The following is a 21905-nucleotide window of genomic DNA, read 5'->3' as shown; positions in this document are numbered from 1 at the left end:
CGTTCGACGTCTCCACCCCAGAACCGTCCGCCTTCACACGAACCCGAACGTTGTAGTCCACCACCCGCTTGACCGCGACCAGTACCTTCATGCCGGTGTCTCCCTCGTGCCTCTCCGGCGGGCGCCGCCGGATCCGATGTTGGCCCCCGGGGCCGCGGCGCGCTATGGTTGCGCGGCGGCGCGACCTTGGCCCCGCGGCAGGGTCGCCGTAGTATAAACGTTTACGTAAACGTCAATAAACGGCCGTTTCCGCATCCGGAGGAGCCCCGTGGAACGCGAAGCCATGCCCTTCGACGTGGTCATCGTCGGCGCCGGCCCCGCCGGGCTCAGCGCCGCCATCCGCCTGCGCCAGCTCGCCGCCGAGCACGACCGCGACCTCTCCGTGTGCGTGCTGGAGAAGGGCTCGGAGGTGGGCGCACACATCCTCTCCGGGTGCGTCATCGAGCCCCGCAGCCTCGACGAGCTGATCCCGGACTGGCGCGAGCGGGGCGCGCCCCTCCACACCCCGGTGACCGAGGACCGCTTCCTCTTCCTCACCGAGCGCGGCGCCCGCCGCCTGCCCACCCCGCCGCAGATGCGCAACCACGGCAACTACATCATCAGCCTCGGCAACCTCTGCCGGTGGCTGGCCGAGCAGGCCGAGGCCCTGGGGGTGGAGATCTTCCCGGGCTTCGCCGCCGCCGAGGTCCTCTACGACGAGGACGGCGCCGTGCGCGGCGTCGCCACCGGCGACATGGGCATCGGGCGCGACGGCAAGCCCACCGCCAACTACACGCCGGGGGTGGAGCTCCACGCCCGCATGACGCTCTTCGCCGAGGGCTGCCGCGGCTCGCTCACCCAGGGGCTGTTCGAGCGCTTCGGCCTGCGCGAGGGGGTCGATCCCCAGACCTACGGCATCGGCATCAAGGAGCTCTGGGAGGTCCAGCCCGAGCGCCACCAGCCGGGGCTCGTGATCCACACCGTGGGCTGGCCGCTGGATGCGCACACCTACGGCGGCTCCTTCCTCTACCACCTGGAGGAGAACCTGGTGGCGGTGGGCTTCGTGGTGGGGCTCGACTACGAGAACCCCTACCTCAGCCCGTTCCAGGAGATGCAGCGCTTCAAGCTGCATCCGGCCATCCGGCCCACCTTCGAGGGCGGGCGGCGCATCGCCTACGGCGCCCGCGCCCTCAACGAGGGCGGCTTCCAGGCCATCCCCCACCTGACCTTCCCGGGCGGCGCCCTCATCGGCTGCGCCGCAGGCTTCCTCAACGTGCCCAAGATCAAGGGCACCCACACCGCCATGAAGTCGGCCATGGTCGCCGCCGAGGCGGTCTTCGACGCGCTGGCGCGCGACGAGCGCGAGCCGGCGGGCTACCCCGAGGCGCTGCGCCGCTCCTGGCTCTGGGACGAGCTCTACCGCGTGCGCAACATCCGCCCCGCCTTCCGCTGGGGGCTCTGGGGCGGGATGGCCTACTCGGCGCTGGAGACCTACCTGCTGCGCGGCCGCGCCCCGTGGACGCTGCGCCACCGCGAGCCGGATCACGCCCGGCTGCGCCCCGCCGCCGAGTGCCGCCCCATCGCCTATCCGAAGCCCGACGGGGTGATCACCTTCGACCGCCTGAGCTCGGTGGCGCTGGCCAACGTCTTCCACGAGGAGAACCAGCCGCCGCATCTGAGGCTGCGCGACCCCGAGGTGCCGATCCGGGTCAACCTCGCCCGCTACGACGCCCCCGAGCAGCGCTACTGCCCGGCCGGGGTCTACGAGATCGTCGAGGAGGAGGGCCGGGGGCCGCGGCTGCAGATCAACTTCGCCAACTGCGTCCACTGCAAGACCTGCGACATCAAGGACCCGACCCAGAACATCGTCTGGACCGTGCCCGAGGGCGGCGGCGGCCCCAACTATCCCAACATGTGAGCGCGCCGGGGGCCGCCGCTCAGCCCCCGTCGCGGGGCAGGCGGCCGAGGAGGTAGAACTCGTCGTTGGGCCGCATGTCGATGAGGTTCGCCATGCGGTTGGAGAGGCCGAAGAAGGCGGCGATGGCGCCGATGTCCCAGATGTCCTCGTCGCTGAAGCCGTGGGCGCGCAGGCGCGCGTAGTCCTCGTCGCCGATCTCGTGGGCGCGCAGCGCCACCTTGAGGGCGAAGTCCAGCATCGCGCGCTGGCGGGGCGTGATGTCGGCCTTGCGGTAGTTGATGGCCACCTGGTCGGCGATGAGGGGATCCTTGGCGTAGACGCGCAGGATCGCGCCGTGGGCGATGACGCAGTAGTGGCACTGGTTGGCCGCGCTGGTGGCGACGACGATCATCTCGCGCTCGGCCTTGCTCAGCCCCCCCTCCTTGAGCATGAGCGCGTCGTGATAGGCGAAGAAGGCGCGGAACTCGTCCGGCCGGTGCGCCAGCGCCAGGAACACGTTGGGGATGAACCCGGCCTTGGCCTGCACCGCCTCGATGCGGGCGCGGATGTCCTCGGGCAGGTCCTCGAGGCGCGGCACCGGGAAGCGGCTGATGCGCCCTTCCCGCCCCGCGGGGGCCTCAGTCGAACTTGCGCACATCGTCGATCACCTTGCCGTCGTTGGGGAGGCTGCCCGGCGGGACCAGCTCCACCTCGCCGCGCAGCTTGGTCACCGCCTGGATGGTGGCGGCCACGGCCTCGGCAAGACCCTCCGGCGCGCCCGCCACCTCGCAGCGCAGCACCATGGTGTCGCGCACGTCGTCGCGGTCCACCACGAGGCGGGCGCGGCGGATCTCCGGATGGCGGCGGACGATCTCCGCCACCTGCTCGGGACGCACGAACATGCCCCGCACCTTGGTGGTCTGGTCGGCACGCCCCATCCAGCCGCGGATGCGCACGTTGGTGCGCCCGCAGGGGCTCGGCCCCGGCATCACCGCCGAGAGGTCGCCGGTGCCGAAGCGGATCAGGGGATACTCCGGGTTGAGGACGGTCACCACCACCTCGCCCACCTCGCCCTCGGCCACCGGATCGCCGGTGCCGGGGCGCACGATCTCGAGGAGGATCCCCTCGTCGACGATGAGCCCCTCCTCGGCCTCGGACTCGTAGGCGATGAGCCCCACGTCGGCGGTGGCGTAGCACTGCCGCGCGGTGATGCCGCGGCCGGCGAAGTACTGGCGCAGGCTCGGCGGGAAGGGCTCGGCCGAGACCAGCGCCTTGCGCACGCTGGAGCAGTCGCGGCCGAGCTCGTCGGCCTTCTCGAGGATGATCTTGAGGAAGGAGGGCGTGCCCACGTAGCCGTCGGGGCGCACCTCCGCCATCACCTGGGCCTGCAGCTCGGTCTGGCCCACGCCGGCCGGGATGACGGCGCAGCCGAGGGCCGCCGCGCCCCCCTCGAGCATGGAGCCCGCGGGGGTCATGTGGTAGGAGAAGCAGTTCTGGATCACCTCGCCGCGGCGGAAGCCGGCGGCGAAGAGCGCCCGGCCCATGCGCCAGTAGTCCGGGCGGCGCCCCTCCGGGTCGTAGATGGGGCCCGGCGAGGCGAAGATCCTGGCCAGCTCCCCGGGGGCCACGGTGGTGAGGCCGCCGAAGGGCAGCGCCTCGCGCTGCATCGCGAGCAGCGCGGACTTGCGCGTCACCGGCAGGCGGGCGAGCGCCGCGCGGTCGGTGACCTCGGCGGGATCCACCCCGGCGAGGATGCGCGCCCAGGCCGGCGCGCGCTCCCTGGCGGCGGCGATGAGCCCCGGCAGGGCGGAGAAGAGCCCGCGCTCGCGTACCTCGGGATCCCGTGTCTCCAGCTCGTCGTAGTGCTCGCGCATGTGGGGCCTCGCTCCCTGGGCGGCGGAGAGCGCCTCGCGCTCAGCTCAGCCAGCGCTTGCGCCGGCGGTAGTGCTTGACGTCGCGGAAGCTCTTGCGCTCGCCGCCGCTGATGCCGAGGTAGAACTCCTTGACGTCCTCGTTCTCCGAGAGGGTGGCGGCGTCGCCGTCCAGCACCACCCGCCCCGTCTCCAGGATGTAGCCGTAGCTTGCGTACCTCAGGGCGACGGCGGTGTTCTGCTCGGCGAGCAGGAAGCTCACCCCCTCCTCCACGTTGAGCCGGTGCACGATCTCGAAGATCTCCTGCACGAGCTGCGGCGCAAGCCCCATGGAGGGCTCGTCGAGGAGGATCATGCGCGGGCGCGCCATGAGCGCACGCCCGATGGCGGTCATCTGCTGCTCGCCGCCCGAGGTGTAGCCGGCCTGGGCGTTGCGCCGCTCCTTCAGGCGCGGGAAGTAGTGATAGACCATCTCCAGGTCGCGGCGGATCTCGGCGCGGCTTGCGCGCCGGGTGTAGGCGCCGGTGAGGAGGTTCTCCTCCACCGTGAGGTGCTCGAAGCAGTGCCGCCCCTCCATGACCTGGATGCAGCCGCGGCGCACCAGCTCGTAGGGGGTGAGGTGCGTCACCTCCTCGCCCTCGAAGACGATGCTGCCCTTGGTGACCTCGCCGCGCTCGGCCCGCAGCAGGTTCGAGATCGCCTTCAGCGTCGTCGTCTTGCCGGCGCCGTTGGCGCCCAGGAGGGCGACGATGCCGCCCTTGGGCACCTCCAGGGAGACGCCCTTGAGGACCAGGATCACGTGGTCGTAGATGACCTCGATGTTGTTGACGGAGAGGATGGGCTCGGCCGCGGCGGCGGCCGCCTCCTGGCGTGCGGGTTCGGCCATGGGATGCCTCGGGGTCGGTCCTCGGGGCCGGGGGCGGCGGCCCGCCCCCGGCCGCATCCTCACTTGCAGTCGCGCGGCGTGATGCCGTGCTCCTTGGCGTAGTTCATCGAGTCCTCCTCGATGAGCGGCCAGACCACGTCCTCCAGCGGGCTGTAGTACTTGCTCACGATCTTCCACTTCTTGGCCCTGGCGTCCCACTGCTGGACGGCGGCCTTGCCGGCGCCGCGATGGTTGGCGCAGCTGATCTTGATCCCGAAAGTGAAGCCCGGCAGCCCCAGCTCCGCCAGGCGCTGCTCGCTCACCTCGAGGTTCTCGAAGCCGTCACGCACCATGGCCGCGGTGACGTTCTTGGTGCCGTGGATCCGCATCGCGGTGCGGATCGCCTCGGCCGCCCACACCGCGGCGATCAGACCGCGGTTGTAGAGGACCTCGCCGACGCGGTCGCGGAAGCCCGGATCCACCGCCTTGCCGCGGTCATAGACGTACTTGAGGATGTCCTTGTGCAGCGGGAAGTCCGCCCCCGCGGCGTGGAAGGCCAGCGACTTGTAGCCGTTGGCCGCCATCCCCGACGGCAGGACGTCGTTCTCCGAGCCCGACCACCAGACCCCGATGAAGCGGTCCATCGGATAGCGGATGGAGGCCGCCTCCTTGATCGCGACCTGGTTCATCACGCCCCAGCCCCACATCAGGACCCAGTCGGGCCGCTCGCGGCGGATCTGCAGCCAGGTGGCCTTCTGCTCCTGCCCCGGATGGTCCACCGGCAGCAGCAGCAGCTTGTAGCCGAACTTCTCCGCCATCACCTCGAGGGTGCGGATGGGCTCCTTGCCGTAGGCCGAGTTGTGATAGACCAGGGCGATCTTCTTGCCGCGCAGGCGGTCGAAGCCGCCCTCCTGGTCGGCGATGTACTGGATCGCGATGGTGGCGCCGTCCCAGTAGGTGAGCGGGAAGTTGAAGACCCACTCGAAGATGCGCCCGTTGGCCGCCGAGGTGCGCCCGTAGCCCATGGTGTGCATCGGGATGCGGTCCTCGGTGACCTTGGGGATGAGCTGGTAGGTGATGCCGGTGGAGAGCGGCTGGTAGACGAGGGCGCCGGAGCCGACGTTCTTGGTCTTCTCGTAGCACTCCACGCCCTTCTGCGTGTTGTAGGCCGTCTCGCAGGGCTCGAGGCGGATCTTGACGCCCTCGATGCCGCCGTCGCGCTCGTTGAGCAGCGTGAAGTAGTCGCTGTAGCCGTTGGCGAAGGGGATGCCATTGGGGGCGTAGGGCCCGGTGCGGTAGTCCAGCGTGGGGATCACCAGCTCGGCCGAGGCCGTGCCCGTGAGCACGGCCGCCGCCAGGGCACCCCCCAGGAGCGTCTTCAGCTTCATGTGCTCTCCTCCCTCTCTCTCTGGTTGCCGGCCGGGGACCCCCCGGCCCGTCATCCCCGAAGCCTAGCAGGCCCCGGGGCGAAAGCCCCTGCGGTACGCCCCCGCGCCCCTCAGTACGGGAACGGCCACAGGCGCAGCTTCTCCTTGCCGATCTGCCACAGCCGCGCCATTCCGTGCGGCTCGACGATCAGGAAGAAGACGATGAGCGCCCCCATGAGCATGATCTGCACGTGCTCGGCCACACCGGTGGAGAAGCCGAGCGCGTCCACCATGAGGTTCTTGAGGGCGATGGGCATCACCACCATGAAGGCGGCGCCGAAGAAGGAGCCGAGGATGGTGCCCAGGCCCCCGATGATGATCATGAAGAGGACCAGGAACGACTTGTCGATGTTGAAGGCCTCGGTGGGCTCGGCCGAGCCCAGCCAGACCGCGAACATCAGCGCCCCGGCGATGCCGACGTAGAAGGAGGAGACGGCGAAGGCGGTGAGCTTCGTCGCCAGCGGACGGATGCCGATGATCTCGGCGGCGATGTCCATGTCGCGGATAGCCATCCAGCACCGTCCCGTGCGGCTGCGCGCGAGGTTCTTGGCGAAGAGCGCAAGCGCCGTCACCGTCGCCAGGACGAAGAGGTACTTGGCCACCGGCGAGGCGGCGGGCCCGGTGAGGGTGATGCCGAACAGCGCCGCCTCCGGCACCGTGATCTGCCCGGTGGCGCTGTAGTTGTAGAACCACGGCACCTTGTTGAAGAGCCAGACGAGGAAGAACTGGGCCGCGAGGGTCGCCACCGCCAGGTAGAAGCCCTTGATGCGGAGCGAGGGAATGCCGAAGAGGACCCCCACCGCCGCGGTGATGAGCCCCGAGAGCAGGAAGACGACGATGAGGTTGAGCTCCGGGAAGGCGGTCATGAGCTTGTAGCTCGCGTAGGCGCCCACGGCCATGAAGCCGCCCGTGCCCAGGGAGAGCTGGCCGCAGTAGCCGGTGAGGATGTTGAGGCCGATGGCGGCCACCGAGTAGACCAGGAAGGGGATGAGCAGCGCCTGGAACCAGTACTCGTCGGCGGTGAGGGGGACGACCACGTAGGCCACCGCCAGCAGCGCGGCGATGAACCAGCGGTCCTGGGCGATGGGGAAGATGGCCTGGTCGGCGGCGTAGCTGGTCTTGAACTGCCCTGCCTCGCGATAGAACATGCCCCGCCTCCTCGCTCAGACGCGCTCGATGATGCGCTCGCCGAACAGCCCCTGGGGCCGGAAGAGCAGGAAGATGAGGGCGAGCACGTAGGCGAACCACGACTCGATGGCCCCGCCCACGAACGGGCCCACGTAGACCTCGGCGAGCTTCTCGCCGATGCCGATGATGATGCCGCCGACGATGGCCCCGGCCACCGACTCGAAGCCGCCGAGCATCAGCACCGGCAGCGCCTTGAGGGCGATCAGGGAGAGCGAGAACTGGATCCCGGACTTGGCGCCCCACATGATCCCGGCCACCAGCGCCACCACCCCGGCCACCGCCCACACGATCACCCAGATGGTGTTGAGGTTGATCCCCACCGAGAGCGCCGCCTGGTGATCGTCGGCCACCGCCCGCAGCGCCCGCCCCACCTTGGTCTTCTGGAAGAAGAAGGCGAGCGCCGCCACCAGCACCGCCGCGGTCACCGCCGCCACCGCCTCGAGCTTCTCCACGTAGAGCCCGTACTTGTCCAGGAGCAGGTCGCTCGCGCCCTGGGGCAGGCCGATCTCGAGGACCTTGACGTCGGAGCCCCAGATGAGGTCGCCCGCCCCCTCCAGGACGTAGGCGAGGCCGATGGTGGCCATGAAGAGGATGATGTGGGGCTGGCCCACCAGCGGGCGCAGCACGACGCGCTCGATGGCCACGGCGAGCACGGTCATCACTGCGACGGTGGCGAGGATGGCGAGCCAGGCCGGGAGCCCGAAGCGCTCCATCAGCCCGGCGAGGGTGAGCCCGGCGAAGAGCGCCATCACGCCCTGGGCGAAGTTGAACACGCCCGAGGCCTTGTAGATGAGGACGAAGCCGAGGGCGACGAGGGCGTACATGACGCCGCTCATCAGCCCGCTGATGGTGGTCTCCAGGAAGAAGAGCACGTCGTGGACTCCTCCTTCAGTCGTGGGCGACGCCGAGGTAGGCGTCGATCACGCGCGGGTCGCGCTGGACCACGTCCGGGGTGCCGTCGGCGATCTTGCCGCCGTAGTCGAGGACCACGACGCGGTCGCAGATGTCCATCACCACGCCCATGTCGTGCTCGATGAGGATGATGGTGGTGCCGAACTCCTCGTTGACGTCGAGGATGTAGCGCACCATGTCCTCCTTCTCCTCGGTGTTCATGCCCGCCATGGGCTCGTCGAGGAGGAGCACGTCGGGCTCGGCGGCGAGCGCCCGGGCGAGCTCGACCCGCTTCTGCATGCCGTAGGGGAGCCGGCCCACCGGCACCTTGCGCACGTGCTCGATGCGCAGGAAGTCGATGATGCGCTCGACGACCGCCCGGTGCGCGATCTCCTCGCGCCGCGCCGGTCCGAACCAGATCCCCTGCGCCAGCATCGGCACCCGCATCTTGAGGGTGCGTCCGGTCATGATGTTGTCGAGCACGCTCATGCCCTTGAAGAGGGCGATGTTCTGGAAGGTGCGGGCGATGCCGTTGCGGGCCGCCTCGTGGGGGCGCATGTGGCGGCGCCGCCTGCCCTTGAAGGTGATCCAGCCCTCCTGCGGCCGGTAGAAGCCGTTGATGACGTTGAGCATCGAGCTCTTGCCGGCGCCGTTGGGGCCGATGATGCCGAGGATCTCGTGCTCGCGGACCTCGAAGCTGACGTGCGACAACGCCTGCACCCCGCCGAAGGCGAGCGAGACGTCCTCGACCTTGAGGATGACCTCACCGAGCTCGCGAACCTTGCCCATGCCGATGCCCTCAGCTCGCCTTGCGCATGGGCTCGGCCGGCGGCAGCGCCTCCACGTCGCGGATGCGCACGTCGGCCTCGATCACGCCCTTGCGCCCGTCCTCGAAGGTGACCTCGGTGCGCACGTGGCACTGCGGCCTGCCGTCGTAGAGCGCCTCGATGAGGTCGCCGTACTTCTCGGCGATGAAGCGCCGGCGCACCTTGCGCGTGCGCGTCAGCTCGCCGTCGTCGGCGTCGAGCTCCTTGTGCAGGATGAGGTAGCGGCGGATCTGCGAGCTCGCCAGCCCCGGCTCGCCGGCGAGGTCGCGGTTGACCTGCTCGATGCAGCCGTGGACGAGGTCGTAGACCTCCGGCTTGGCGGCGAGATCGGTGTAGCCGCCGTAGGCGAGCCCGCGCCGCTCGGCCCAGTTCCCCACCGCCTCCAGGTCGATGTTGACGAAGGCGGCGACGAAGTCGCGACCGTTGCCGAAGACCACCGCCTCCTTGATGTAGGAGAAGAACTTGAGCTTGTTCTCGATGTAGTTGGGCGCGAACATGGAGCCGTCGTTGAGCCGGCCGACGTCCTTCGCGCGGTCGATGATCTTGAGGTGGCCGTCCTCGTCGAGGATGCCGGCGTCCCCGGTGTGGAACCAGCCCTCCTCGTCCAGCGCCTCGGCGGTGGCGTCCGGGCGCTTGTAGTACTCCTTGAAGAGCATCGGGCCGCGCACCAGCACCTCGCCGTTGTCGGCGATGCGCAGCTCCACCCCCGGCGCCGGCACCCCCACGGTGTCGAGCTTGACGTCGTCGTCGGGCTGCAGGCAGACGTAGGCGCAGGTCTCGGTGGAGCCATAGAGCTGCTTGAGGTTGATCCCCAGCGAGCGGTAGAAGCGGAAGAGATCCGGCCCGATGGCCGCGCCCGCGGTGTAGGCCACCCGCAGCCGGCTCATGCCGAGGACGTTCTTGAGCGGCTCGTAGACCAGCCAGCGGCCGAGGGCGTAGAGCAGGCGGTCCTTGAGCGGCACCGGACGCCCCGCCAGGAGGTCGGCGCCGCAGCGCCGGGCCACGCCCATGAAGTAGTGGAACATGGCCTGCTTGATGCGGCTTGCGTCCTCCATGCGGATCATCACCTGCGTGAGCAGGTTCTCGTAGATGCGCGGCGGGGCGAAGTAGTAGCTGGGCCCGAGCTCGCGCATGTCGATCATCACGGTGTCGCCGGACTCGGGGCAGTTGATGGCGAAGCCCGCCACCAGCGCCTGGGCGTAGGAGAAGAGGTGGTCGCCCACCCACGCCATGGGCAGGTACGACAGGACGTTGTCGTCGGGCCCGAGGCGGTCGAACTCGACCCCGCCGCGGGCGGCGAAGATGAAGGCCTCGTGAGTGTGGCAGACGCCCTTGGGCTTGCCGGTGGTGCCCGAGGTGTAGAGGATGATGGAGAGGTCGCCGCCGCGGCCTGCGGCCACCTCCCCCTCGAAGAACCCCGGGTGGGCGGCGTCGTGCGCGCGGCCGCGGGCGATGACGTCCTCGTAGTCGTGGAGGTCGTCGCGCCGGTAGGCCTCGTGCAGCTTCAGGCCGCGCGGGTCGTCGTAGATGATGTGCTCGAGCGCCGGGCAGCGGCCGCGGATCTCGAGCAGCTTGTCCACCTGCTCCTGGTCCTCCACCACCGCGAAGCGCGCCCCCGAGTGGTCGAGGACGTACTGCATCTCCTCGGCGACGCTGTCCTGGTAGAGCGGCACCGGCACCCCGCCGAGGGCCTGGGCGGCGGCCATCGACCAGTACAGGCGGGGGCGGTTGTCGCCGACGATGGCCAGCATGTCGCCGCGGCGGAAGCCCATCGCCGCCAGCCCGCAGGCCAGCGCCCGCACCTCGTCGGCGACCTCCCGCCAGGTCCAGGTCTGCCAGATCCCGTAGTCCTTCTCGCGGATCGCGGGCCGGTCCGGGCGCACGCGGGCGTGATGAAGGAGCAGCTTGGGGAAGGTGTCGAGGCTCGCCTCGGCCGATGCCCGAGGCTGTGCTTCGCTCTCGCTCATGGCCTCCATCCGGCTGCGGCCGCTCGAGGGCGGCTCTGTTCTCTCGCTTCCTGCGCTCATGCCGCGGCCCGTCGACGCCCCGGCCGCGCACCGACGTGGACGTCCGCGTCAGGGTCGCACGTGACGTTTACGTCAACGTCGGCCAATCATACCGGCGCCGCAGCATCGGTCAAGGCGCGCCGGGCACCGGCCCGGGCCATGCAGGGATCGCGCCAGCGATCCGCGGCCGCGTCGGCGGCCGGACGCCACCCGCGGGGTTACGGAAGGTGACGTCGCGGGCCGCCTCCGTCACCGACGGTGACGGGGGCGGCCGCGCCCCGCGCGCTCAGTGCGAGAACAGGACGGGCACCGTCATCTGCTTGAGGAGGTGGCGGGTGACGCCGCCGAGGACCACCTCGCGCAGGCGGGGCTGGCCGTAGCCGCCGCAGACGATGAGGTCGACCCCCTCGTCGGCGGCGCGCGACAGCAGCATGTCGCCCACCTGGATGTCGTCGGCGTGGACGTGCTCGGCCTCGGCCTTGACCCCGTGGCGGGCGAGATGGGCGCTGATGTCGGCGCCGGGGATCTCGCCGTGGCCTGCGCCCGGCGCCTCGCCCGGATTCACGGCCAGCACCACCACCTTCTTCGCCGCCCGCAGCAGCGGCAGCGCATCGTGCACCGCGCGGGTGGCCTCGCGGCTCGCGTTCCAGGCCACCATCACCCGCTCGCCGACGCTGCGGAACTGCCCCGCGTAGGGCACCACGAGCACCGGGCGTCCCGCATCGAGCAGGACCTGGTCGGGCAGGTCCGCCGGGACCAGGCCGAGGGCGTCGTCGTCGTCGTGCTGGCCGACGATGGCGAGGTCGGCGTGGCGGGCGTGGACCACCACCTCGTCGATGACGTCCGCCAGACCCAGCGGCCGGCCGTCGGGGCCGCGCCACTCGTGCTCGACGCCGGCCCGCCCCGCGGCCTCGCGGAAGGCGCGCTCGGCCTCGGCGGCCTTGGCGCGGTCGGCCTCGCGCAGCTGCTCCGGGGCGACACCCGGCACGAAATCCGGCACGTAGGGCGCGGCCACGGCGTAGAGCCCCACCACCCGCGCCCCGTGCGCCGAGGCGAGGGCGAGGGCGAGCTCGAGGCGGGCGCGGCAGCGCGGCGTGGGGTCGAGGTGGACGAGGATGTCGCGGATCGCCATGTCGCTTCTCCTGCTCCTTGGCCGTTGCCGGCAAAGATAGGGGGCGGCCGCCGGCGCGGCAAGCGCGTCCGCGCCGCCTCAGCGGCCCGCGAAGCGCGCCGCGCGCTTCTCGAGAAACGCGCCCATCCCCTCCTTCTGGTCCTCGGTGGCGAAGCACAGGGCGAAGATCTCGCGCTCGAGGACGCAGGCGTTGTCGAGGTCGAGATCCTGCCCGCGCTGCACCGCCTCCTTGGCCAGACGCACCGCCACCGGCCCGCGCGCGGCGATCATGCGCGCCTGGGCGAGCACCGTGTCCATGAGCGCCTCGGGCGCCACCACCTGGTTGACGAGGCCGATGCGCAGCGCCTCCTCGGTCTTGACCTGGCGGCCCGTGGTGACGAGCTCGAGGGCGCGCGCCGTGCCGACGCGGCGCAGCAGGCGCTGGGTGCCGCCGAAGCCCGGGGTGACGCCGAGGTTGACCTCGGGCTGGCCCAGCACCGCGCGCTCCGAGGCGACGATCCAGTCGCAGGCGAGGGCGAGCTCGCAGCCGCCGCCGAGGGCGTAGCCGTTGACCGCCGCGATCACGGGCACCGGCATCGTCTCCAGCAGGCGCAGGGTGGCGAGCCCGAGCTCCGAGAAGGCCCGCGCCTGCACCGCGCTCATGGTCCGCATCTCGGCGATGTCGCCGCCGGCGACGAAGGCCTTCTCGCCCGCGCCGGTGACGATGAGGGCGCGCAGGTCGTCGCGGCCGCGCAGGGCCTCGAGCCGGCCGCGCAGGGCCTCGAGGGTCTCGCGGTTGAGCGCGTTGAGCACGCGCGGGCGGTTGATGGTGAGGCGGCCGATGCCGGCCTCCGGCTCGTCGTAGAGGACCACGGGTTCGGACATGGCCTTCTCCTCCCTTGCGCTCACGCGTAGCGATAGAAGCCGCGGCCGGTCTTGCGCCCGAGGAAGCCCGCATCCACCATCTTGCGCAGCAGCGGGCAGGGCCGGTACTTGGGATCGCCGAGCCCCTCGTGGAGGACCTCAAGGATGGCGAGGCAGGTGTCCAGCCCGATGAGGTCGGCGAGCGCCAGCGGCCCCATGGGGTGGTTCATGCCCAGCCGCATCACGGTGTCGATGGCCTCGGGCTCGGCCACGCCCTCGTGCAGGGCGTAGATCGCCTCGTTGATCATGGGCAGCAGCACCCGGTTGGAGACGAAGCCGGGGGCGTCGTTCACCGTCACCGGCACCTTGCCCAGCGCCTCGGCCACGCGCACGACGTCGGCGTGGACCTCGTCGGCGGTGCGCAGCCCGCGCACCACCTCCACCAGCTTCATCACCGGCACCGGGTTCATGAAGTGCATGCCGATGACGCGCTCGGGCCGGCGCGTCGCGGCCCCGATGCGGGTGATGGAGATGGACGAGGTGTTGGAGGCGAGGATCGCCTGCGGCCGGCAGATCTCGTCCAGGCGCGCGAAGAGCTCGAGCTTGAGAGGCTCGTTCTCGGTGGCGGCCTCCACCACCAGGTCGGCCTCCCCCATGGCGCCGAGCTCGGTGCCGGCTTGGATGCGGGCGAGGGCGGCCTCGCGCGCGGCCTCGTCCATGCGCCCCTTCTCCACCTGGCGCGCGAGGTTGGCGCCGATGCGCGCCACCCCCTTCTCCAGCGCCTCGGCCGAGACGTCGTAGAGGCGCACGGGATGGCCCGCGACGGCGAAGACCTGGGCAATGCCGTGCCCCATGGTGCCGGCACCGATGACGCCGATGACCTCGATCTCCATCTGCTTCCCCCCTTCTCAGGCAAAGCGAAGCCCCCCGCCCGCGGCCCGCGCGGGCACGCCGCGGCGCGCGGGGGCGCCTACATGTTGCGCCGGTACTGGCCGCCCACCTCGAACAGGGCCCGGGTGATCTGCCCCAGCGAGCAGCAGCGCACCGCGTCCATGAGCACGGCGAAGGTGTTCTCGCCCCGCCGCGCCGCCTCCTTGAGGCGCTCCAGCATGGGCCCGGCCTCCTCGCGGTGGCGCTCGTGGAAGGCGCGCAGGCGTCGCAGCTGGCTCTGCTTCTCCTCCTCGGTGGAGCGGCGCAGCTCCAGCGTGCGCTCCTCGGCCGGCGGCGCGTCCGGGTCGAGGAAGGTGTTGACGCCGACGATGGGCAGGGTGCCGTCGTGCTTGAGGGTCTCGTAGTGCAGCGACTCCTCCTGGATCTTGCCGCGCTGGTAGCCGCGCTCCATGGCCCCCAGCACCCCGCCGCGCTCGGACAGGCGCTCGAACTCGGCGAGCACCGCCTCCTCCACCAGGTCGGTCAGCTCCTCGATGATGAAGCTGCCCTGGTTGGGGTTCTCGTTCTTCGCCAGCCCCCACTCCTTGTTGATGATCTGCTGGATCGCCAGCGCCCGGCGCACCGAAGCCTCGGTGGGCGTGGTGTAGGCCTCGTCGTAGGCGTTGGTGTGCAGGCTGTTGCAGTTGTCGTAGATGGCGATGAGGGCCTGCAGCGTGGTGCGGATGTCGTTGAACTCCATCTCCATGGCGTGCAGCGAGCGCCCCGAGGTCTGCACGTGGTACTTGAGCTTCTGGCTGCGCTCGTTGGCGCCGTAGCGCTCGCGCATGGCGATGGCCCAGATGCGCCGGGCCACCCGGCCGATCACCGAGTACTCGGCGTCCATGCCGTTGGAGAAGAAGAACGAGAGGTTGGGCGCGAACTCGTCGATGTGCATCCCCCGCGCCAGATACGCCTCCACGTAGGTGAAGCCGTTGGCCAGCGTGAAGGCGAGCTGCGTGATGGGGTTGGCGCCGGCCTCGGCGATGTGGTAGCCGGAGATGGAGACGGAGTAGAAGTTGCGCACGTCGTGCTGGACGAACCACTCCTGCACGTCGGCCATCATGCGCAGGGCGAACTCGGTGGAGAAGATGCAGGTGTTCTGCCCCTGGTCCTCCTTGAGGATGTCCGCCTGCACCGTGCCGCGGATGGTGGAGAGCACCCAGGCGCGGATCTTCTCGATCTCCTCGTCCGTGGGCGGGCGGCCGTTGTCGCGCTCGAACTTCTCGAGCTGCTGGTCGATGGCGGTGTTGAAGAACATGGCGAGGATCGCCGGGGCCGGCCCGTTGATGGTCATGGAGACCGAGGTCAGCGGATGGCAGAGGTCGAAGCCCTCGTAGAGGGCCTTCATGTCGTCCAGCGTCGCCACCGAGACGCCGGCGTTGCCGATCTTGCCGTAGATGTCCGGGCGCTCGTCGGGGTCGAAGCCGTAGAGGGTGACCGAGTCGAAGGCGGTGGAGAGCCGCTTGGCCTCGGAGTGGCGCGAGAGGTAGTGGAAGCGGCGGTTGGTGCGGAAGGGGTCGCCCTCGCCGGCGAACATGCGCGTCGGCTCCTCGCCCTCGCGCTTGAAGGCGAAGACCCCCGCGGTGTAGGGGAAGCTGCCGGGGACGTTCTCCAGCATCAGCCAGCGCGTGAGCTCCCCGTGGTCCTCCCACTTCGGCAGCGCCACCTTGGGCACCCGGGTCCCGGCCAGGGTCGTGTGCCTGAGGCTCGTGCGCACCTCGCGGTCGCGGATGCGCACCACGTACTCGTCGCCGGCGTAGCTCTCCCGGACCTTGGGCCAGATCTCGATGAGCTTGCGCGCACGCGGATCCTGCCCGGCCTCGCGCTCGGCGATGAGGGCGTCGACGGCCTCCACCGCCGCCCCGCGCTCGGCGAGCAGCTCCCGCGTGTGCCGAAGCTGCTGCAGCTCGCGCGCGATGCGCGCCTGCCGCTCCACGTGGCGGCGGTAGCCGCGCACGGTCTCGGCGATCTCGGCGAGATAGCGCTCGCGCTCGGGCGGCACGATCGCCTGCCCCGGCGGCGAGACCTTGCCCTCGGGCCGCTCCAGCCGGCTCTCCCAGGGGCCGAAGCCGCGCTCGCGCAGCAGATCGAGGATGCCGTGATAGAGCGCGGTGACGCCGGGGTCGTTGAAGCGCGCCGCCACCGTGCCGTAGACCGGCATCTCCTCGGGGCTGCGGTCGAAGGCCTCGCGGTTGCGCTGCACCTGCTTGCGCACGTCGCGCAGGGCGTCGTCGGCGCCGCGGCGGTCGAACTTGTTGATGGCCACCAGGTCGGCGAAGTCCAGCATGTCGATCTTCTCGAGCTGGCTCGCGGCGCCGAACTCCGGGGTCATGACGTAGAGGGAGAGGTCCACCAGCGGCACGACGGCGGCATCGCCCTGCCCGATGCCGGAGGTCTCGAGGATGACGAGGTCGAAGCCCGCCGCCTTGCAGGCCTCGATCACCCGCGGCACGCAGGCGGCGATCTCGCTGCCCGAGTCGCGCGTCGCCAGCGAGCGCATGTAGATGCGCGGGCCGTCGATGGCGTTCATGCGGATGCGGTCGCCGAGCAGGGCCCCGCCGGTGCGCCGCCGCGAGGGATCCACCGCGATGATGGCGATGGCGATGTCGTCGCGGTCGGCGCGGAAGCGGCGCACGATCTCGTCGGTGAGGGAGCTCTTGCCGGCGCCGCCGGTGCCGGTGATGCCGAGCACCGGGGTGCGGCTTCCCGCCGCCATCCCCTCCACCCGGCGCCACAGCTCGGCCGGCATGGTGTCGTTCTCCAGCATCGAGATCACCCGCGCGAGGGCGCGGAAGTCGCCCTCGGCGAGGGCCTCGATGCGCTCCGGCGGCGTCTCCCAGGGGGCGAAGTCGGCCCGCCGCAGCATGTCCTCGATCATGCCCTTGAGGCCCAGCGCCACGCCGTCCTCGGGCGAGTAGACGCGCTCGACGCCGTAGGCCTGCAGCTCGCGGATCTCCGCCGGCACGATGACGCCGCCGCCGCCGCCGAAGACGCGGATCTGCCCCGCCCCCTGCTCGCGCAGCAGGTCCACCATGTACTTGAAGAACTCCATGTGGCCGCCCTGGTAGGAGCTGACGGCGATGCCCTGGACGTCCTCCTGGATCGCGGCGCGGACGATCTCGCCGGCGGCGCGGTTGTGGCCGAGGTGCACCACCTCGGCGCCGCTCGACTGCAGCAGGCGGCGGATGATGTTGATGGACGCGTCGTGCCCGTCGAAGAGGCTCGCCGCGGTGACGAAGCGGATCTTGTGCCGCAGGCGCGGCGCGCCGTCCGCCGCCTCGTCGCGGCCCGCGCGGGTGCTCGTCTCGGCCATGGGCTTGCTCCTCCTGTGACGGCTCCCGGCCCGGAGATGGCGGGATTCTGCGAAACGTTTACGTAAACGTCAAACCGGGGCCGGGGGCGGCGCCCCCGGCCTCAGAAGCCCGCCGCCCGGTGCAGCCCCGCGGCGAAGCGCGACTCGGCGATGCGATCGGCGACCCAGGCCGTCGGCCGCCCCTCGCGCTCGGCGCGGCGGAAGATCTCGGCGAGGTTGTCGCCGATGCGCTCGATGTGGGCGCGCAGCCCCGCCGGGTCGAGCCCCAGGTGCTCGTAGCAGACGTCGATGACCCCGCCGGCGTTGATGACGTAGTCGGGGGCGTAGAGGATCCCCCGGCGGGCGAGCGCCTCCCCGTGGCGCGGCGCGGCGAGCTGGTTGTTGGCGGCGCCCGCGACCACCTTCGCGCGCAGCCGCGGCACCGTCGCGTCGTTGATCACCGCCCCCAGCGCGCAGGGGGCGAAGACGTCCACGTCGAGGTCGTAGACGGCCTCGGGCGGCACCGCCTCGGCGCCCAGCGTCTCCGCCGCCTGCCCGCGGCGCTCGGGATCGATGTCGGTCACCCACAGCCGCGCGCCGGCGGCGGCAAGGTGCGCGGCCAGCCTGCGCCCGACGCTGCCCACGCCCTGCACCGCCACGCGCAGACCCTCGAGGTCGCTGCGCCCGAGGCGGTGCGCCACCGCGGCGCGGATGCCCACGAAGACGCCGTAGGCGGTAGCCGGCGAGGGATCGCCGTCGGAGGGCCGTCCGTCGTAGCCCGGGCGCTCGCGCCGCCCGGCCACGTGCCGGGTGCGGCGCGCGATCACGCGCATGTCGGTCACCGTCGTCCCCGAGTCCTCGGCCACGATGTAGCGGCCGCCGAGCCCGTCCACGAGCCGCCCCATGGCCTCCATCAGGGCCTCGCTCTTGTCGCGGCGGGGATCGCCGATGATCACCGACTTGCCGCCGCCGAGCGGCAGTTCGGCCATGGCCGACTTGTAGGTCATGCCGCGGGCCAGGCGCAGCACGTCGGTCAGGGCCTCACCCTCGTCGGCGTAGGGCCACATGCGAAGCCCCCCCAGGGCGGGGCCGCGGTGGGTGTTGTGCACGGCGATGATGGCGCGCAGGCCGCTCGCCTCGTCATGACCGAAGACCACCTGCTCGTGGCCCGCAAACTCCGGATGCGTGAACAGCTTCATGATCGCTCCTCCTCGGTCCGCACCCGCCCCGGCCCTCAGGCCGCCGCGTCCAGCCCCCGCCCGCCGCGCAGCCGCGCAAGCAGCCGTTCGCGCTCGGCGCGCACGCGCTCGATGTTGGCCCGCTTCACGGGGCCGAAGCCGCGCACGCGCTCGGCGCCCGCCGCGATCTCCACCGCGAGGGCGTGGTTGTCCGGGCGCAGCCCCTCGACGAGCTCGCCGACCACGGCCTCGTACTCGCCGATCAGGGCCCGCTCCATGCGCCGCTCGGCGCTGCGGCCGAAGGGATCGAAGGGGGTGCCGCGCAGCCGGCGCATCGCCGCCAGGACCCGCAGCAGCGGCCGCACCCAGGGCCCGAAGCGGCGCTTGCGCGCCCGCCCGGTGCGGGGGTCGGGGCGCGCGAGCAGCGGCGGCGCGAAGTGGTGGACGATGCGGTAGTCGCCCTCGAACTGCGCCTCCAGGGCGGCGCGCAACGCCGGGTCCGTGTGCAGGCGCGCCACCTCGTACTCGTCCTTGATCGCGAGCAGGCGGTGATAGCCGCGCGCCACCGCCCGCGTCAGCGCCTCCGAGCCCGGCACGACCCGCTGCTCGGCCTCGCGCACCCGCGCCACCAGCGCCCGGTAGCGCCGCGCGTAGGCCTCGTCCTGGTAGGCCGCGAGGTGCCGCGCGCGGCGCTCCACCAGCGCCTCGAGCCCCTCCTCGGCGTCCGCCTCGCGCGCGGGGCGGGTGATGCGCTCCACCGCGGCGAGGTCGTGGGCGGCGCGCCGCCCCCAGAGGAAGGCCTGGCGGTTGAACGCCACCGCCACGCCGTTGAGCTCCACCGCCCGCAGGATGGCCGCCTCCGACACCGGCACCAGCCCCTTCTGGTAGGCGAAGCCGAGCAGGAAGAGGTTGGCGCCGATGGCGTCGCCGAGCAGGGCGGTGGCGAGGCGGTGGGCGTCGAGGGCCCACAGCGCCCCGTCCCCGCCCACGGCCTCGCGGATGCGCCCGAGCATCTCCGCGTCCGGGAACGGCAGATCGGGGTCGCGGGTGAAGGCCGCCGGCATCTGCCGCCAGGTGTTGACCACCGCGCGGCTGCGCCCCGCGGCGAGCTTGGCCAGGGCCTCGAAGCCCGAGGCCACCACGAGGTCGGCCGCGAGCAGCAGGTCGGCCCCGCCCGCGGCGACGCGCACCGCGTGGATCTCGGAGGGCTCGCGGGCGATGCGCACGTGGCTCACCACCGCGCCGTACTTCTGCGCCAGGCCCGTCATGTCCAGGACCGTCGCGCCCTTGCCCTCCAGGTGGGCGGCCATGCCTAAGAGGTAGCCGATGGTCACCACGCCGGTGCCGCCGATGCCGGTGATGACGATGTTGTAGGGCCGGTCGAGGGCGGGACGGCGCGGCTCCGGCAGGGCCTCGAAGGGCACCTCCACCCCGCCGCGGCGGCGCAGCCGCCCGCCGTGCACGGTGACGAAGCTGGGGCAGAAGCCCTCGAGGCAGGTGTAGTCCTTGTTGCACGCCGACTGGTCGATGGCGCGCTTGCGCCCGAAGGGCGTCTCCACCGGCACCACCGAGAGGCAGTTGGACTGCACCGAGCAGTCGCCGCAGCCGTCGCAGACCTCGGGGTTGATGAACACCCGCACCGGCGGATCGGGGTACTCGCCGCGCCGGCGCCGGCGGCGCTTCTCGGCGGCGCAGGTCTGCTCGTAGATCAGCACCGACACCCCGGGCGTCTCCCGCAGCTCGCGCTGCAGGGCGTCGAGCTCGCTGCGGTGATGGACGGTGGTGCCTTCGGGCAGGTCGCGCGCGGCGCGCCAGCGGGCCGGCTCCTCGCTGACGACGGCGATGCGCTGCACCCCCTCCTCGCACACCTGTCGCGCGATGCCCGGCACGGTCAGCGGCCCGTCCACCGGCTGGCCGCCGGTCATGGCCACGGCGCCGTTGTAGAGGATCTTGTAGGTGATGTTGACGCCGGCCGCGACCGCGGCGCGGATGGCGAGCAGGCCCGAGTGGTAGTAGGTGCCGTCGCCGAGGTTCTGGAAGACGTGGCGGGTCTCGGTGAAGGGGGCCTGGCCGATCCAGGTCGCCCCCTCGCCGCCCATCTGGGTGAAGGTGTGGGTGGCGCGCTCCATCCAGGTGGCCATGTAGTGGCAGCCGATGCCGCCGAGGGCGCGGCTGCCCTCGGGCACCCGGGTGGAGGTGTTGTGCGGGCAGCCGGAGCAGAAGTGCGGGGTGCGCTCCAGCACCGCCGGGCGCCCGGCCAGCGCGCGCTCCTTGGCCTCGAGGAAGGCGAGCCGCTCGCGGATGCGCTCGCTGGTGTGGAAGCGCTGGATGCGGGCGGCGATGGCGCGGGCGATGCGCGCCGGTGTGAGCTCCCCCGCCGAGGGCAGGATCCAGCGGCCGGCCTCGTCGAACTTGCCGATCACCCGCGGCCGCTCGCCCGCGTCCCAGTGGTAGAGCTGCTCCTTGAGCTGGTTCTCGATCACCGCCCGCTTCTCCTCCACCACGAGGATCTCCTCGAGGCCGCGGGCGAAGGCGCGCACCCCCTCGCGCTCCAGGGGCCAGACCATGCCCACCTTGTAGACCCGCAGCCCGATCTCGGCGGCAAGGCGCGCGTCGATGCCGAGGTCGTCCAGCGCCTGCAGCACGTCCAGGTAGGACTTGCCGGTGGTGACGATGCCGAGGCGCGGGCGCGGGCTGTCCATCACCACCCGGTCGAGCCGGTTGGCGCGGGCGAAGGCCAGGGCGGCGTAGAGCTTGTGGCGGTGCAGGCGCAACTCCTGCGCCAGCGGGGGGTCGGGCCAGCGGATGTTGAGCCCCTCCGGGGGCGGCTCGAAGTCCTCGGGCAGCACCAGCCGGACGCGCCCCGGGTCCACGTCCACGGTGGCCGAGGAATCCACCGTCTCGGCGATGGTCTTCATCGCCACCCAGCAGCCGCTGTAGCGCGACATGGCCCAGCCGACGAGGCCGTAGTCCAGGATCTCCTGAACCCCCGCCGGGTTGAGCACCGGAATCATGGCGTCCATGAAGGCGTAGTCGCTCTGGTGCGGCAGGGTGGAGGACTTGCAGCCGTGGTCGTCGCCGGCGATCACCAGCACCCCGCCGTGGCGCGAGGTGCCGGCGGCGTTGGCGTGCTTGAAGACGTCGCCGCTGCGGTCCACCCCCGGCCCCTTGCCGTACCACATGGCGAAGACGCCGTCGTAGCGAGCCCCGGGGAACAGGTTCACCTGCTGCGTGCCCCAGACGGCGGTGGCGGCCAGATCCTCGTTCACCGCCGGCTGGAAGCGCACGTGGTGGCGCTCGAGGTGCTCGCGCGCCCGCCACAGGGCCTGGTCCAGCCCGCCCAGGGGCGAGCCGCGGTAGCCGGAGACGAAGCCGGCGGTGTGGAGACCGGCCTCGCGGTCGCGCCGCCGCTGCATGATGGGCAGCCGCACCAGGGCCTCGATGCCGGAGAGGAAGACGCGCCCGGATTCGAGCGTGTAGATGTCGTCCGCACGCACTGCGGCCAGGGTCATGTCGGACTCCTCCTCGTTGCCCGCGTCGCCGGGGATCACCCGGCGCGCCGTTGCCTTGCTACCGCCG

Annotated in this window: 15 protein-coding genes and 1 pseudogene; 1 reads left to right on the top strand and 15 read right to left on the bottom strand. The window is 71.5% G+C overall.

Annotated features, from left to right (window positions below):
• Nucleotides 1–91 (bottom strand): annotated as a pseudogene (locus tag EDC57_RS05645) (electron transfer flavoprotein subunit beta/FixA family protein); the annotation flags it as partial.
• Nucleotides 92–268: 177 nt separating this feature from the next.
• Between EDC57_RS05645 and EDC57_RS05640 the strand changes: the two are divergent.
• Entirely contained in the window at nt 269–1897 is a 1629-nt protein-coding gene (locus tag EDC57_RS05640) for an electron transfer flavoprotein-ubiquinone oxidoreductase (protein ID WP_123400847.1), read from the top strand.
• A 19-nt stretch (nt 1898–1916) separates the two neighbouring features.
• On the opposite strand, the gene EDC57_RS05635 is transcribed toward EDC57_RS05640, so the two are convergent.
• The 14 genes from EDC57_RS05635 to EDC57_RS05570 form a co-directional block, all read right to left on the bottom strand.
• Nucleotides 1917–2534: a peroxidase-related enzyme gene (locus tag EDC57_RS05635; RefSeq protein ID WP_123400846.1), complete on the bottom strand. Its 618-nt coding sequence runs from the start codon at nt 2532–2534 to the stop codon at nt 1917–1919.
• A complete protein-coding gene (locus EDC57_RS05630) occupies nt 2515–3750 on the bottom strand; it encodes a phenylacetate--CoA ligase family protein (protein WP_123400845.1) in 1236 nt (411 codons plus the stop codon). Before EDC57_RS05630 ends, EDC57_RS05635 begins: the two co-directional genes overlap by 20 nt.
• Before the next feature lie 40 nt (nt 3751–3790).
• Nucleotides 3791–4633 (bottom strand): ABC transporter ATP-binding protein, encoded by an 843-nt coding sequence (locus tag EDC57_RS05625; RefSeq protein ID WP_123400844.1) that lies wholly within the window; start codon nt 4631–4633, stop codon nt 3791–3793.
• 59 nt (nt 4634–4692) lie between these two features.
• Nucleotides 4693–6000 carry an ABC transporter substrate-binding protein gene (locus tag EDC57_RS05620; RefSeq protein ID WP_123400843.1) on the bottom strand — a complete coding sequence of 436 codons (1308 nt, stop codon included), beginning with the start codon at nt 5998–6000 and terminating at the stop codon, nt 4693–4695.
• A 110-nt stretch (nt 6001–6110) separates the two neighbouring features.
• Nucleotides 6111–7187 carry a branched-chain amino acid ABC transporter permease gene (locus EDC57_RS05615; RefSeq protein ID WP_123400842.1) on the bottom strand — a complete coding sequence of 359 codons (1077 nt, stop codon included), beginning with the start codon at nt 7185–7187 and terminating at the stop codon, nt 6111–6113.
• Between the two features lie 15 nt (nt 7188–7202).
• Nucleotides 7203–8099: a branched-chain amino acid ABC transporter permease gene (locus EDC57_RS05610; protein ID WP_211331885.1), complete on the bottom strand. Its 897-nt coding sequence runs from the start codon at nt 8097–8099 to the stop codon at nt 7203–7205.
• A gap of 16 nt (nt 8100–8115) precedes the next feature.
• Nucleotides 8116–8907: an ABC transporter ATP-binding protein gene (locus EDC57_RS05605; RefSeq protein WP_123400841.1), complete on the bottom strand. Its 792-nt coding sequence runs from the start codon at nt 8905–8907 to the stop codon at nt 8116–8118.
• A 10-nt stretch (nt 8908–8917) separates the two neighbouring features.
• Nucleotides 8918–10912, bottom strand: coding sequence for an AMP-dependent synthetase/ligase (locus EDC57_RS05600; RefSeq protein ID WP_123400943.1), 1995 nt, complete (start codon nt 10910–10912; stop codon nt 8918–8920).
• Nucleotides 10913–11237: 325 nt separating this feature from the next.
• Nucleotides 11238–12083 carry a universal stress protein gene (locus tag EDC57_RS05595; protein WP_123400840.1) on the bottom strand — a complete coding sequence of 282 codons (846 nt, stop codon included), beginning with the start codon at nt 12081–12083 and terminating at the stop codon, nt 11238–11240.
• Between the two features lie 78 nt (nt 12084–12161).
• A complete protein-coding gene (locus EDC57_RS05590; RefSeq protein ID WP_123400839.1) occupies nt 12162–12947 on the bottom strand; it encodes an enoyl-CoA hydratase-related protein in 786 nt (261 codons plus the stop codon).
• A 20-nt stretch (nt 12948–12967) separates the two neighbouring features.
• On the bottom strand, nt 12968–13819 hold the full coding sequence (locus EDC57_RS05585; protein ID WP_123400838.1) for a 3-hydroxybutyryl-CoA dehydrogenase: 852 nt from the start codon (nt 13817–13819) through the stop codon (nt 12968–12970).
• Between the two features lie 77 nt (nt 13820–13896).
• Nucleotides 13897–17169, bottom strand: coding sequence for a fused isobutyryl-CoA mutase/GTPase IcmF (icmF, locus tag EDC57_RS05580; protein WP_123400837.1), 3273 nt, complete (start codon nt 17167–17169; stop codon nt 13897–13899).
• Nucleotides 17170–17270: 101 nt separating this feature from the next.
• Nucleotides 17271–18347 carry a Glu/Leu/Phe/Val dehydrogenase dimerization domain-containing protein gene (locus tag EDC57_RS05575; RefSeq protein ID WP_123400836.1) on the bottom strand — a complete coding sequence of 359 codons (1077 nt, stop codon included), beginning with the start codon at nt 18345–18347 and terminating at the stop codon, nt 17271–17273.
• Between the two features lie 35 nt (nt 18348–18382).
• Nucleotides 18383–21838, bottom strand: a complete 3456-nt coding sequence (locus EDC57_RS05570) for an indolepyruvate ferredoxin oxidoreductase family protein (RefSeq protein ID WP_123400942.1) — start codon at nt 21836–21838, stop codon at nt 18383–18385.
• Nucleotides 21839–21905: the final 67 nt, after the last annotated feature.

The sequence above is a fragment of the Inmirania thermothiophila genome (assembly GCF_003751635.1).
Taxonomy (GTDB): Bacteria; Pseudomonadota; Gammaproteobacteria; order DSM-100275; family DSM-100275; genus Inmirania; species Inmirania thermothiophila.
The sequence above is the reverse complement of the archived record's forward strand: the minus strand, read 5'-3'. Positions and strand labels throughout refer to the sequence as shown.